This is a genomic window from Bacillus haikouensis, from assembly GCF_013179555.1.
Classification (GTDB): domain Bacteria; phylum Bacillota; class Bacilli; order Bacillales; family Bacillaceae_B; genus Rossellomorea; species Rossellomorea haikouensis_A.
In genome coordinates this window covers 1-14436 of record NZ_JABMCR010000095.1, presented here as the reverse complement: position 1 = coordinate 14436, position 14436 = coordinate 1, and the positions used below count along the sequence as shown (strand labels likewise).

General features: G+C 46.0%; 11 protein-coding genes. 4 read left to right on the top strand and 7 right to left on the bottom strand.

The genetic code is table 11. The features are described 5' to 3' along the window. Positions 1-32: 32 nt before the first annotated feature. The 6 genes from HP456_RS10975 to HP456_RS10950 all read right to left on the bottom strand — a co-directional run bounded on the left by HP456_RS10975 (position 33) and on the right by HP456_RS10950 (position 6656). Positions 33-896 carry an ROK family protein gene (locus HP456_RS10975; protein ID WP_172250933.1) on the bottom strand — a complete coding sequence of 288 codons (864 nt, stop codon included), beginning with the start codon at positions 894-896 and terminating at the stop codon, positions 33-35. Between the two features lie 252 nt (positions 897-1148). After that, positions 1149-2753: a M20/M25/M40 family metallo-hydrolase gene (locus HP456_RS10970; protein WP_172250931.1), complete on the bottom strand. Its 1605-nt coding sequence runs from the start codon at positions 2751-2753 to the stop codon at positions 1149-1151. A 236-nt stretch (positions 2754-2989) separates the two neighbouring features. Beyond that, positions 2990-4273, bottom strand: a complete 1284-nt coding sequence (locus HP456_RS10965) for a TRAP transporter large permease (protein WP_172250929.1) — start codon at positions 4271-4273, stop codon at positions 2990-2992. Next, positions 4270-4761: a TRAP transporter small permease gene (locus HP456_RS10960; RefSeq protein WP_172250927.1), complete on the bottom strand. Its 492-nt coding sequence runs from the start codon at positions 4759-4761 to the stop codon at positions 4270-4272. The genes HP456_RS10965 and HP456_RS10960 overlap by 4 nt, the downstream gene beginning before the upstream one ends. 228 nt (positions 4762-4989) lie before the next feature. Further along, positions 4990-6003 carry a TRAP transporter substrate-binding protein gene (locus HP456_RS10955; RefSeq protein ID WP_172250925.1) on the bottom strand — a complete coding sequence of 338 codons (1014 nt, stop codon included), beginning with the start codon at positions 6001-6003 and terminating at the stop codon, positions 4990-4992. Continuing rightward, entirely contained in the window at positions 6000-6656 is a 657-nt protein-coding gene (locus HP456_RS10950) for a GntR family transcriptional regulator (protein WP_312857753.1), read from the bottom strand. The genes HP456_RS10955 and HP456_RS10950 overlap by 4 nt, the downstream gene beginning before the upstream one ends. A gap of 317 nt (positions 6657-6973) precedes the next feature. On the opposite strand from HP456_RS10950, the gene HP456_RS10945 reads away from it, so the two are divergent. Next, entirely contained in the window at positions 6974-8341 is a 1368-nt protein-coding gene (locus tag HP456_RS10945) for an FAD-binding oxidoreductase (protein WP_172250921.1), read from the top strand. Between the two features lie 97 nt (positions 8342-8438). On the opposite strand, the gene HP456_RS10940 is transcribed toward HP456_RS10945, so the two are convergent. After that, positions 8439-10931: a hypothetical protein gene (locus tag HP456_RS10940; RefSeq protein ID WP_172250919.1), complete on the bottom strand. Its 2493-nt coding sequence runs from the start codon at positions 10929-10931 to the stop codon at positions 8439-8441. 1095 nt (positions 10932-12026) lie between these two features. On the opposite strand from HP456_RS10940, the gene HP456_RS10935 reads away from it, so the two are divergent. The 3 genes from HP456_RS10935 to HP456_RS10925 form a co-directional block, all read left to right on the top strand. Continuing rightward, complete coding sequence (locus tag HP456_RS10935; protein WP_172250917.1) at positions 12027-12755, top strand: GntR family transcriptional regulator; 729 nt, start codon at positions 12027-12029, stop codon at positions 12753-12755. Between the two features lie 53 nt (positions 12756-12808). After that, a complete protein-coding gene (locus HP456_RS10930; RefSeq protein ID WP_172250915.1) occupies positions 12809-13318 on the top strand; it encodes a TRAP transporter small permease in 510 nt (169 codons plus the stop codon). Further along, positions 13315-14436, top strand: a 1122-nt coding sequence (locus tag HP456_RS10925) for a TRAP transporter large permease (RefSeq protein ID WP_172250913.1), incomplete at its 3' end; no start/stop codon positions are given. The genes HP456_RS10930 and HP456_RS10925, both read left to right, overlap by 4 nt.

The window sequence follows — 14436 nt, the reverse complement described above, 5'->3', positions numbered from 1 at the left end:
AAGGTTTTGCAGAGATCATTAAAGACTTTCCGTCATTTCCTCACCAATCCAAGCGCTCCCGCCAATCCTGCATTATCACCCAATCCAGGCGGCACGATATACTCATCCATCTTCTCCAGGATCTGCTCGCTCTGAACATACCCGCCAAGAAGGTTACTCACTTTCTCTCTCACCAATGGAAATAGCTGAGCCTGCTTCATGACCCCGCCGCCGACAATCACTTTTTTGGGGGATAAAATGAGGATGTAATTCGTAATCGCCTGAGCGAGATAATAAGCTTCCATTTCCCAGACTTCAGTGGAATTCTGTAATTCCATTCCTTTCTTTCCCCATCGTTCTTCAATGGCAGGACCTGCGGCCAGTCCTTCAAGACAATCCATGTGATAAGGACACCGGCCGGCATAGTTGTCACCTTCGTACCGCCTCACCATAATATGGCCCATTTCCGGATGAGCGAGACCATGAACCAGCTTGCCTTCAACCAAAGCCCCGACACCGATACCGGTTCCGACCGTCATATACAGACAGCTGTCCAGACCTTTTGCCGCACCCCAAAGACTTTCCCCAAGCGCAGCCGCATTCACATCCGTATCGAATCCGATCGGCACTGAAAAATGCTTTTTCAATCCGCCAACGAAGTCAAAATGATTCCAATGAGGTTTTGGAGTACTCGTGATATAGCCATACGTGGAGCTGGACTTGTCAAGGTCAACTGGTCCAAATGAGCCTATTCCCAATGCTTCAATCTGTTTATCCTTAAAAAAGGAAACCACTTTAGATATCGTTTCATCCGGGGTAGTGGTGGGAATTGACACCCGTTCAGTAATGACACCTTCTTCATTTCCAATTCCGCACACAAATTTTGTGCCGCCTGCTTCAATTGCTCCGATGTTCATATGGTTCCTCCCGTTCAGGTTACGTTTTCATAAGCTTATACTACTCATTCTTTCACAATATGACAAATTTTCTCGCATGCAGCCCGGGGCTGATTATGATTGAAAATAGCCAGGGGAACCGCCCTGGCTTCTGTGCTTCTTCCTTATTAGACTAGTTGGCCCCGGCCTCAGTCTATAGCAAACCTGCCAGCCCATATGCCAATCGCAATTAAGCCCCCAGCCTTTTTCAAAAACGGGACACCGTTCCTGTCCCTACGTCCCGCTTTTCATTACCGTTTTTATGACTTGTTCTACAAAGACAGGTGTTTTTACAAAGGCGCTTTCGATGTGAAGGCGTTCGGTTCGTTTGTGGGCGTCTTTTCCGAATGGGCCTACGTTGAGGACCGGCCCTTCCAGTTTGTGCATTTCAGCGAACGGGATGGTGTAGGTTGTATTCCAGACCGGTGTATTTTTTTCATAGACGGCCCAGCCTTTGTTTTCGTCTTTGTAATTGACATAGCTCAAGTCCGAGATGCCGTTGAAGTAATGGACCTGTTCCACAGGAAGATTAAAGTGCTCTTTTGCAGACTTCACCACGGCTTCTACGCACGCTTCCACCAGAGGATCCCCGGACGTATTCACTGGCGGGTAATAAGGCGGCGTGAACATGATGACCATTGCAGGTGCGAGCTCCTGGCAATTGATCATAAGCGTATCGGCAATCTTGAAAGACTTCTCCCTGTCGTCTCCTTCATGGCGGCCGATATCATGCTTCAGTGCTTCGATATAGTCCCTGCCAAGCTTCTTCCCGGCATATTCCTCCAATTCTGAATACCGGATCACCCCGACTTCACCTACCGAAGGAATCCCCTCCCGTTCACAGAGTTCCCTGTACCACTGATTGCACTCAGCAGCTGCAGACAAGGCAACCTGTTCAAATACATTCATGACATCTGAAGCTGTATTCTTCATGGTGAAAACATTGTATAGTGCTACGGTTCCAAACGGTGTCTGGGCAGAATAATTCACCCTCAGATCATCCTGCTGCAAAGTCACCGGAAGCGGGGTCGCTTCACCAAAGTCGGTCTCCTTAAACAATGGATTCCATTCCATCTTCCTGGTAAGGAAGGTAGCGATGAATGGAGAGGTTATCCCGCTAAGCGGCTCCCCGACATGCGTTTCCCTTCCATAGAACAGAGCAGAGGGCATGATTTTTCCGATCGTTCCTGAATAGACATTATACGATGTATCAGTCGGATTTTGAGAAAACACGGGTTCTCCATTTAAGAATAAGGAATAATCGAAGCCATGCACTTCCTTCAGTTCATTCAAATGGACGACAGCCGCTCTCATCCCGGAGGAATTCACTTCTTCATCCGGCACAGTCACAAGAACAAGGTTGACCGGCCAGCCCTCATCGGCTGCTTTTTCAATGACTGCCATGTGAATCGCGAGTCCGGCCTTCATGTCCATCGTCCCTCTCCCCCACAGGTAGTTTCCTGATTTCAAATCCTCCTGTGCATCCGGGTGCAGTTCATCAATGTAGTTCTCCAGCTCTTTGGTCAACAGTTCCGGGTTAAAGGCAAGGGCTTCAAGCTCCCCGTACTCCTCCGTACTCACCGTGTCAAAATGACTGATCAGGACAATCGTCTTTTCAGCTTTCTCATGCTTGTATAAAGCTGTAAAAAACCGCCGTCCATAATCGGCATCACCGAGGTGAAGGTGAGTCGGATTCGCATGGAAATAAGGGACACTCTCCATCTTCTCATACACTTTCTGCGGGAATTCAATCTCTCCCTCTGTCAGAATCACGCTGTGCCAGCTGACCAGCTCACAAAGCAGGTCCCGCAATGTATCAGGCGTTCCCCAATGTTTCATGATAAAACCTCCTTTTCCAAAAGAAAAATGCTGAATCAGCCATCTCCCTAAACGGTTCATCGTTGCTTTAATCATCTGTTCTCCAGGCAGAGATACGGATGTATCCTTCACCATACTCGAAAAAGCAACTTCCAGTTACAACAGCCACTGTGTAAAGAACGGGCTGATTTGAGAATTGCCGTATACCCGGATTGTGCTGCTGCAATTATTGATAGTGCCATAACCTCGCATTCCCTTTATTTCATTAATCCCGGTAACCAAAGGGTCAAAGGCGGGAAGAATGTAATAACCAGAAGGCAGATAAACATCGATATCAGGAATGGAACAATCGCCCACGCAATTTTCTCGAACCTGACGCCTCCCACACTCGATGCGACAAAGAGATTGACGCCAAGTGGAGGGGTGATGAACCCGATTGCCAGATTGGCCACCAGAATAACACCAAAATGAATGGGATCTACTCCTACGGCAGTCACAATCGGCAGCAGGATCGGCGTTAATACGACCAGAGCCGAAATGGTATCGATAAACATCCCGACAATCAATAACAGGATATTGATCGCCAGTAAAATAATAAACGGATTGGTGGATAAGTCCGTCAAAAAGTCAGAGATATCGCTCGGGATCTGCTCCAATGTCATAAAATAGGCAAAGGAAACCGAGAGTCCGATGATAATCATGGTAGTGGCATTGATCACGACCGCTTCACGGAAACTTTCAAAAACAGATTGCCACGTCAGCTCTTTATAAACGAACAATCCGACAATCAGTGAATAGACGACAGCAACTACGGCTGCTTCAGTCGGGGAGAAAACACCGCCGTATATCCCGCCTAAAATGATGACCGGAATCAGCAGCGCCCACTTTGCTTCATTGGCTGCTTTCAACACATCCTTAAAACGAAAAGGCATTGCCTCTTCAGGCTTGTAGCCCCGCTTTCGTGAAATGATATAGGCCGTGAACATCAGTCCGCCACCGATAAGAATCCCGGGGATAATACCTGCCAGAAACATGCTGCCTACTGATACGCTCCCGATAACCCCGTATAACACAAATGGAATACTCGGGGGAATGATGACCCCGATTGAACCTGCAGAAGCTGCCACTGCCGATGCAAAGCCGCCTTCATACTTACGGGCCATCATGGCAGGAATCATAAAACCGCCGATCGCAGCCACGGTTGCAGGGCCGGAACCCGAAATCGCCGCAAAAAACATACAAGCCACGATCGTGACCATCGAAAGTCCGCCTGTCATCCAGCCAACCATCGCAGTTGCCAGGTTCAATAGTCTTTGAGAAACACCGCCCTTTCCCATCAGGATTCCGGCGAGCATAAAGAATGGAATCGCCAATAATGGGAATGAATCCAAGGAGGTAAATGCTTTTTGAGTAATGATATCAAGCGGTAATGTGGATCCGAAATAAATCGCCACCAGGGCCGATACCCCTAGTGAGATGGCAATCGGGACGCCGATCAGCAAACAAACGGCGAGGGTTCCGAATAACAGGGCGACTGTCATACCCTCACCTCCCCTGAAGGAGAATCATCATTCGTGCGCCAGATGGTCAACAACTGCTGCAGCAGCCGGATCGCCATTCCTCCTCCTCCTATCGGTATGGCAAGGAAAGGAAGCCACATCGGCATCTGCATGGCCGGGGTGACCTGTCCATTTTGAAGGCTCGCGAGAACGAGTTGGGTCCCAAAGACGGCAAGAAACAGAGCAAGCAGAAACCAGATGATCAGGGCCGCTGTTTCAAGCACCTTCCTCGCTGTACCTTTAAACAGCTCTATAAAACTCTCAATCCGGATATGCTGCCCCTTTTTCACTGCATAGCTGGCCCCTGCCCAAACCTGGAATATATGTATATAACGGGCAAGCTCTTCAGTCCAGCTCGGTGCAGAGGAGAACACGTAGCGTCCCACAACCTGACTAAAGATGAGAGCCACCATAAGTGCGAGCGTCAATACCAGAATCGTCTCTTCCAATACGTCGAATTTCTTTTTCATCTAAGAAGCTCCTTTCTAAGAAAAGCGAAGCGCCTTGTTCACCCCGACAATCACTTTCGAGCCGGCCGGTGGAGTCGCTCGTTGACTTCAGTTGGCAGACCGAAACGTTGCGAGGGGCTCGGCGCTCGAGGTTGGACCATTCTCGAATTATACTTATACGTTCTTATTTTTCTAAAAAAGCAAGGAATCAAGGGAAGCCTTGATTCCTTGTACTTATGGCAAAGATGGTTAGTTATTCGCTTCCAACGCTTTGTCCACTAAATCCTGCCCAATGCGGTCTACGTATTTGTCGTATACGGATGATGCTGCCTCACGGAATTTACCGCGCTGCTCATCCGTTAATTCATTCACTTTCATACCGCTTTCTTTCAACTTGTTCAGGAACTCCACGTCCTGCTTCTGAGCCAGTCCGCGCTGTTCTTCCCTGTACTCCTCGGATGCTTCAGTCACAAGCTTCTGTAAATCTTCAGGCAGATCATTATAATAATCATTGTTCATCAACAGAGCCGTCGCTGCGTATACATGGCCGGTCATTGATAAATAATCCTGCACTTCGTAGAATTTGTTCGTGTAATAAAGCGATACCGGACACTCCATTGCGTCGTACGTACCTTGCTGAAGCGCTGTATACAGTTCACCGAAGGCAAATGGAGAAGCATTCGCGCCAAATGCTTTGAATGTATCAGTATGAAGCGGGTTTTCAAGTGTTCTGAACTTTTGCCCTTCTATGTCAGCCGGGCTTTCAATCGGCCCTTTATTATTCGACATATGACGGAAACCATTTTCCCCGAAGACAAAGCCCTTAATGTCATTTTTTTCGAGATCCTTCATGAGCTCCTGACCAAGTTCACCATCCAGCGCTTTATAGGCTGCTTCGTGGTTGTTGAACAGGAATGGAAGGTCGAACACCATGAACTTTTCATTGAAAGAAGCAAGCGGGGCAACAGCAGGAATCGTCATTTCGATATTCCCCAATTGAACCGCCTCGATTGCCTCGCGATCCGAACCATACAACTGGCCGTTTGGATAAAGTTCAACCTTGATACGGCCATCCGATTCTTTTTCAAGCTTTTCTTTAAACGTCACGGCAGCAATATGGGAGGACTGCTCTTCAGGTACAAGGTGAGCAATACGGATCGTGTATGTTTCGTCTCCGCCTTCACTCCCCGATGAAGTGCTTGGTCGTCCGCAGGCAGCCATCATCACGACCGCCATTAACAGTAAAATCAAATATTTTTTCATTTCTCTTCCTCCTTCAAGTAATAGCCTTTCATCCGGCTTGCGATATTTTCCATATGGTCAGCCATCTCTATCTTGGCATCATCAATCTTTCCAGCTTCCAGCGCATCCACAATGCGCTTGTGCTCTCCATATGCCTCCATGGCACTAAACTGCAGCGTATTCGACAGAACCAGGAACGCCCGGTTCACTCCGGTATTAAAGGTATGGATCAGAGTTCTCAGCCTGGGGTTGGGATTATGCCTGGCCAATAACAAGTGGAACTCCCGGTCCTGATCAATGAATTCTTCATACCGTTCTTCTGTAATCGCTTTCAGTTGAGCATCCAGATTTTCTTGAATTTCCTCATATAATTCATTTTTTAAAAGGGAGGACGTTTCAAGATTGTAGACCTCCAGCAGTGTCCGGATTTCGATGAAATGCAACGCATCTTCTACTGTGAAGGAGGCAACTCTTGCTATCTTCTGATCAGACAGTACGACCAGCCCTTCCACAGCAAGCCTTCTCAGAGCTTCCCGGACCGGTGTGCGGCTGATACCAAGTTCCTGTGCAAGCTTTTTTTCAGGCAGCTCCTCTTCCGGAGCCAGTTTTCCTGATATGATGTCTTTCTTGATCAGGTTGAATGCCTGTTCAGCAAGCGATTCTTTTTTGATCACCCTCTGCAAATTGCTCCCTCCTTTTTCTCTATTCCTGTTGGACAAAAGAGCGTACCAAAGACGAATAAATTATGTATAATTATTCATGATGGTTGATAAAGTTTGTTAAACGAAGGTCATGCAGATTATAAAATAAATGAAAGTGGTTCTTAGTAAATGAAGGTTTTTATAATACCGGCTATGATGGGATGAAAGTCATGGTGGATTTTTTCTGAAATTGACCTAAGGCGGTATACCGTATACAGCTATGATAATTTATGCTACTATATTTGTAAATATAAAATTTAGAATATTTTAATAACAAGGGGAGAACATGAATGAATAGAGCTGCATGGATAAAGAGTCTGCAGGAGTTGATAGGGATCGAGCGGGTAAGTACAAGTGAAGGAGAATTGTTTCGCCACAGCAGGGATGAATCCTTCCACGATCCGGTAGAACCGGAGACGGTGGTGTTTCCTGAATCGACACAAATGGTCAAAGACATCGTAGACTTCTCAAGGACAAATAAGATTCCCATCACCCCTTATGGAGCGGGATCGGGACTTGACGGACTGGCCATTCCCGTATCAAGAGGGATCTCCATGAACTTTGACCGGATGAAACAGATCACCTCCTTTAACCCCGAAGATCTATCCGTTTCAGTCCAGCCCGGTATCACACGCCTTGAATTAAATCATGAAATCAACCGGCTGGGTCTGTATTTTCCCATCGATCCGGGAGCGGATGCCACGATCGGCGGAATGGCTGCCACGAATGCAAGCGGAACAACCGCCGTTCGATACGGGTCCATGCGCGATCAAATACTCAACCTTGAAGTCGTGCTGGCGGACGGAAGGATCATCAGAACCGGCAGTGCCGCGAAAAAATCATCGAGCGGCTATCATTTAAACGGGCTGTTCACCGGATCGGAAGGAACGCTGGGCATCATCACTGAAATCACTTTGAAGCTACACGGCATCCCGGAACATACGATTGCAGCACGCTGTACGTTCGATACGCCGAAACAGTGTGCCGCAGCAGCTCAAGCAGTGCTCATGAGCGGCATTCCCGTCCTGCGGATGGAGCTAGTCGATGCGCCCAGCATCAAACAGGTCAATGCGTATGGAGACTATCACTTTCCAGAACAGCATTCACTGTTCTTTGAATTTGCAGGGACACGAACGTCCGCTGAAGAAGAAGCCGTGTTTGTGGAAGAACTCATGCAGGATATGGGATGTAGCAACTGGGAGCGGGCAAGCGGATCCATCGAACGTGCCGAGATATGGAAAGCCAGACATGAACTCGCATACGCCTTCCGTCACTTGAAAGGAAAGGAACTAATGGGATCAGACGTATGCGTCCCCTTGTCAAAGCTTGCCGACATGGTGGACTTTGCACGCGGCAAAATTGAAGCAAGCGGTCTGCCTGGCAGTGTCTTCGGCCATGTAGGAGACGGAAACTTCCATACTATCATCGTGTATGATCCGAATAACCCTGAAGAGAAGCAGGCATCGGAGACGATCAATGAACAACTCATCCTAAAAGCTATAGAAGTGGGTGGAACATGTACAGGCGAGCATGGCGTCGGCCTTGGAAAGATGAAGTATCAAAGGATGGAGCATGGCGAGGCATTAGAAGTGATGAAATCTTTTAAAGAACTGTTGGATCCGGAAGAATTGCTGAACCCGGGGAAGATCTTTATCTAAGGGGACAGGGGGACAGGAAAGCTGTCCCACCTGTCCATATTCTTAATCTCATTTCGTGCAGGTAACCGGGACACGGTCCCTGTCCCCTTGTCCCATGTTAATCAAAAACCAGCTTTTTCACTTCTACCTTGTCATAATATACTGTGCCCATTGCATATGAGGTGGTATAACAATAAACCTTCATCGTCTCTGCTCTCTCCGGCGTTTCCGCTGTAATAGAGACGTTTTGCCATTTATTCAACCCGGTATCCGTATGGACCGGTGTATCCGAAATCGTCTTTCCTTCGGCATCGTAAAACCTCACCATAAAACTTCCTGTACCTTCTTTAATGAAGAGATTTGCTGATGATTCGAAAACCTCGCCTTCTGACACGTCGATAGGATCACTCATTAAAGCGACCGATTTATTCCTTGCCGTGTCCACAAGCTTAAGGCTTTTTCTTCCATGTGTATGCTCTTCTCCTGAAACGGCATATTGGGCCTGGTCATCCGTCTTGAACATCGATGTCCATCCCGGGATATCGCCGTCTTCAGCCGGTCTCTCAAAGTGGTGATTCGTAACGGTCATTTCTTCTTTATCAGACACGTTCTTCACTTCCATCTTATGGAGCATTGTTCGGTTTTCCCTGGAAGAGTAGTACAGATTCCCATCGGGTCCAACCGAGAAATCATACACCCTTGCAATTTGCTTGCTCTCTAAAGACTCCGGATCGATGGCCGTCAAATTCCCGCTGAAATCAGCGTACAGAAGCCCTTCCGACCACTCAAGTTCAATCTTATTCCACGCCGACAGAGGAAGGGAATCATATAGCTTTCTGCTTTTCACAATTTCAAGCGTTTCAGGATCCATGGCAAAAATGGTATTGATCGACGCCCCCCATAGAAGCCCGTCTGGACCGAATGACAATTCCCCAATGGCTTCCGGCTTTTCAAGACCTTCAACGGAGAGGGGCACTTCTTTGATCTTTTCTTCCGTTTCTGTATCCCATACGAAAATCCTGGCTTCTTCGGCCGTCGGATCGACTCCGAGCCCCCCATTAATCGTCGTGGATCCGTACACTTTTCCATCCCTGTAAACAAGACTGTTCACGCTCTGGTCCTCCACGACATTCCGGAAAACCTTTACTTTCCCGTCTTCTGATGCATTTGGATCATATACCGTCAGTGCACCTCCCAGCTCACCGTAGAACGGAATGCTGCCGATATAGGCTTTGCCGCCGCCTTCTGTAATCGAACTGATCCGATTCTGTTCCTCTCCGACAGTGAACAGCTTCTTCGGATTCGAATCTGACGGTTCTAGAGCAGGGTCGAATTCCCTGATATCGCCTTCAGGATAGACACCGAAGAGCAACTTATCACCGAAAGTGCCGATACTGTCTCCCTGCCCCATGTCAAAGGATGTTTTCGACTTGGTTCGAGGGTCGTATATAGCACCTTTCCCTGTCTGGACCCCAGTAATATAGAGATTCCCATCAGGTCCGGTCTCAATCTTATTCATGACATTCGGCGTTCCTTCAGCGAGGACCGGTGTCGTGACCGTCGACTTGTTCTCCAGATTCAGGATGGTGACATAGCCGCTGAAATTGATGGTGACCAGGCTTTTTCCAGGAAGATCAGGAGTTTCGAACTCCACCCAGTCGACTCCTCTGAATCCGCTCTTATACGTAATCCCAGTATCGTCCACCTTTAAGGTCTCCAGGTCAAAGGTCTGGAGTTTGTTCTCGGTATTCATGAAGTAAACCTTCCCGTTCTCTGACTGTTCAGGAACATGAAGGCCGCGTGCTTTCGGAATGAAAACGTCGAGCCATCTCTTTTCCTGTGTGTCATAGACATATGCATTGCTGGAAAGCTCGTACCGTGCGAACAGATAACGGTCATCCACCTTATCCAAATCATAAATATGCCCCGGCTCTCCAATGGAGGCTGCGATGTCTTCCTTTTCACCTGTAGACTTATTGTAGTGGATGATTTTCCCGTGGCCCGTCCCGGAGTAAACATCATCTCCCATGACAGCGAGAGATCGTATATATTCCTGTGAAGACTCACCTATCATCCTGCCGTAATCATCAACGTTCCCATTAGAAGGGTCGTACTGATAGACTTTCCCGCTTGGATAGGTTCCTACATAAATCTTCCCTTGATCTGATGTGATCGAAAACGGGAAGGTTTCCCCAGAAAAATTCGCTACAACCTCTGCGCTGTCAGCACCCGGCGAGTACTTCCACAGCTTGGCCCCGCCTCCGATTGTCGCGATGTACAGATCACCATTGGGAAGCACTTCATGCGCCCAGGTATTCTCTGCTCCCTCGAGCGGAATGACCCGGAGCAGCTTTTCCGCTTTGATATCGATGACATTCAGCTGAGCCGGCAGCCCTTTAGTAGTCGTATACATCACCGGCTTCCCATCCTCGGTCCCGACAGCCCCGTTGAAGATACTGATCGCATCCATCAATGGAGTCATGAGCTGCCCCGGCTCCTCAAAATAGGTGGAGTCAAGCTTGCTGACGGTCTCTGCCTCAGCCGGTTTACCGTTCCATACCCCAGGCAGCATCAGTAATAAAATAATGATACTTATAAACGCTTTCTTCATTCATCCCTGCCTCCTTCTGATTGAATATGGCTTATCCATATCATCACTAATCATACGGAAGAGAAGGCAGGAAACCAATATTATATTCAGAAAATTTAGTCTACTATACAAAAAAACACTCCAAAACCCCTGCCTTTCAAGGTTTATAGAACATTGACGTAAATTGGTCTTTAATTTCGATACAGCTTCCAGCATAAGTAATTTCATAAAGATTCCCTTATTGCCTATCAGTGCTCAACGGATGAATATCAAGTCTTCTTTCATCAGTCGTACAGCAATGTGCATAAAGACCGGGTATCGTCTGCAATTGAGTCGGGTTCGTTTACATCATCAGGTGAGTCTGCCACTGCGAATCTCTTGCCCCATGACAATCCGTTTCTTATTTTAGAATATCTTTCGAGTCAGCGGATCCTAAAGGATAGAGGGTATATATGGACTTATTTTCGCCATAAGGGACAAGGGGACAGGTTCGTTGTCCCTCTTTTTTTCGAAGGCCAGGTCTCCCCCGCCCCCCTAATAGTCCTCCTAAGCTGACACTCACACACAAAAAAACTGTTCTGAATTCCCAATTCTATTCACCAATATAATTCATTAGCATATGTACAACCTGTTCGTTTTCAGAACACCCCCCGATTCTCTTGATGACTCAGCATCGGTTCGATCCCTTTTTCTTTCTTGATAGTTTATTAGAAAAAAGTTTATTCAAATGGTGAGAAGATGGTTGGAGACGCTCCAAAAAGAGTCACATCAAAAACTGTACCTTTCAACAAGTTCAACACTACTGCAACAAAACTCTAATTCTATAACTTCATGACTATTAAAGTTACTAAGTATAAAACCTGAGAAGTTCATATTTTAGAATAGTCAAAATAATAAATACACTAACAAACTAAAGGGTCAGTTCCATTGGGTTCCCTAGTAACAGCAATATACAGCCTTTAGACATCTGATTTTCATAGCTAATCAAAAATTTTATTAAATTATCAAAAAATATTGACTATTAAGAAATCGTTGTTTATTATACTTATTAACAACTTTGTTATAACAAATACACAGATTGTAATAATCATCAAAACTATTCTTGAGGTGAGCCATTTGAAACAAACATTAAATCTTCGGGTATTTGAAGATCTCTTTAACAAAATAAAGTCGAACTATTATGCGCTGGGAGAAAAGCTTCCTACTGAAAGTGAAATGCAAAAAATTTATGGAGTGAGTCGTGCGCCGATTAGGCAGGCACTGGGTAAGCTTCAGACTGAGGGGCTAATCGAAAGAAGGGCCGGTATTGGTTCTGTCGTTGTGAATAATAATATTTCCGGACCATGGATGCCTATGGGGGGATTCAGCTCTAACTTCAGTAAGAAATGGAATAATTTAAGGGTTAAAACCGTTGATGTAACGAAAGTCATTGCCGAAGATGAAGTCACAGTAAAGTTGGAAATAGAAAAGGATAGCCCGGCAGTCAAAGTCATCAGGTTGAGAATCGATCAAAACGTCCCTACTTTTTTATTAATTCATCATTATCTAAATGTAGAGGTTGAAACGATTAAGAATGCTGGTGAGATCCTGAATATGCGGCAATTTGCCAGCGAGGTACTGGGGGTTGATTTTGCATATGTAACAGAAGAAATCGCCGCTGTGCAAGCAGACGAACAAATCAGCTATTATCTTGAAGTTGATGAAGGCTATCCCCTTTTACAAATCACAAGAGTTTCCTATGACTCAGACTATAAACCAGTTGAGTATGTGAAATATTATGTACGATCTGATGATTGGCCATACAAGATTACTTATAGCAAGGATGGAGGAGAATTAGACTTGTAATTTATTCAAATGGATTCAGTCCATTTCCACTGAACATTTACGGGGGTGAAAGAATGAAGAAGAAAAGAGATTTTGCAATGCCGTTCCGCTACTTGATTGGCTTTTCCCTATTCATCATTGTTGTTGTCACCATCCTTCAAGTAATAGCACGATTTGTATTTGATCAACCGCTCGTATGGAGTGATGAATTAGCACGTTTCATTCTGATCTGGATGGTTTTCATCGGTGCAGCAGTTGTTTCGTTTGATGATAAACATATGGCAGTGGAAGTATTTCAGGAAAAAATGTCACCTAAGGTGAAGCTTATAACTTCCCTTCTCATGCGTGTTCTCATTCTGCTATTTATAGCCATTACAGCTTATTCATCCATAGAGTTAGTCAAAGTGTCCCATTACTTGGAGTCGGGAGCACTTGAAATACCATTTTCCTATTGGAGAGTATCGGCTACCGTTGGGTTGGCGTTAATGTTCATCTTTATTCTCATACGGTCCATCTATGATATTCAGGATTACAAGAAAGGAATTTACCGCAATAGCTCGATTGTGGAGGAGGTGAAGAAATGATTTTTGTAGTAATTGCTCTTATGATCTTACTTATTATCATAGGGCTGCCTGTCGCATTCGCCCTGGGAATCTCGTCATTGGTTTATTTATTGGTAGAAGGGGTCAACCTCAGCATGGTTGCTCAGAGCTTGGTCCGAGGGGTGGATTCTTTTACATTGTTGGCCGTCCCCTTCTTCTTATTAGTTGGAGAGTTAATGAATTCAGGAGGGATCACAAACAGAATCATTGCCATGGCAAGAGTAATGGTAGGTCACTTTAAAGGGGGATTGGCCCAGGTCAATAATGTGGCAAGTATAATTTTCTCAGGGATTTCAGGGTCCGCCACGGCAGATACCGTTGCACTGGGTTCCGTTTTAATTCCAGCCATGGAAAAGGAAGGATATGAGAAAAAGTTTGCTGCAGCCATTACGGCCGCTTCCTCTATCGTCGGTCCGATTATACCGCCAAGCATCACGTTAATCATCTTTGGAATCGTCACTTCACAGCCAATCGGCCCTCTATTGATAGCCGGAATTATTCCGGGAGTCTTAACCGCCATTTCCTTAATGACCTATACGTATTTTATATCGGTAAAGAGAAATTATCCCAGCTATCCCCGCGCAACATTTCGGGAAGCAAGAAAAACATTTTCATCAGGCATTCCAGCCTTGCTGCTGCCAGTGATCATTGTTTTCGGGATAATAAGCGGAATTTTCACGCCGACTGAATCAGCTGCAATTGCAGTGCTCTATGGAATCATCATTACATTCTTCTTTTACAAGAATGTAAATATCCGTTCATTTGGAGGAATCCTGAAGAAAACCAGTTATGAATCTGCCAAAATTCTATTTATCCTGGCAGCTGCAACGGTATTTGCCTGGGTTGTAACGAAATCAAGAATATCCGATACACTCGGAGATTTCATTTTTAGCTTTTCGACGAATCCAAATGTCATTATCACACTGATCATCATTTTCTTGTTCATTATCGGATTGTTCATGCTGCCATCTGAAGCCATCATCGTTTTCGCACCAATCTTAACTCCGATCGTCATGCAAGTCGGAATAGATCCAATCCACTTCGGTGTACTTATGGTATTGACTTTGACAATTGGAGGGGCCACTCCCCCAGTTGGAATC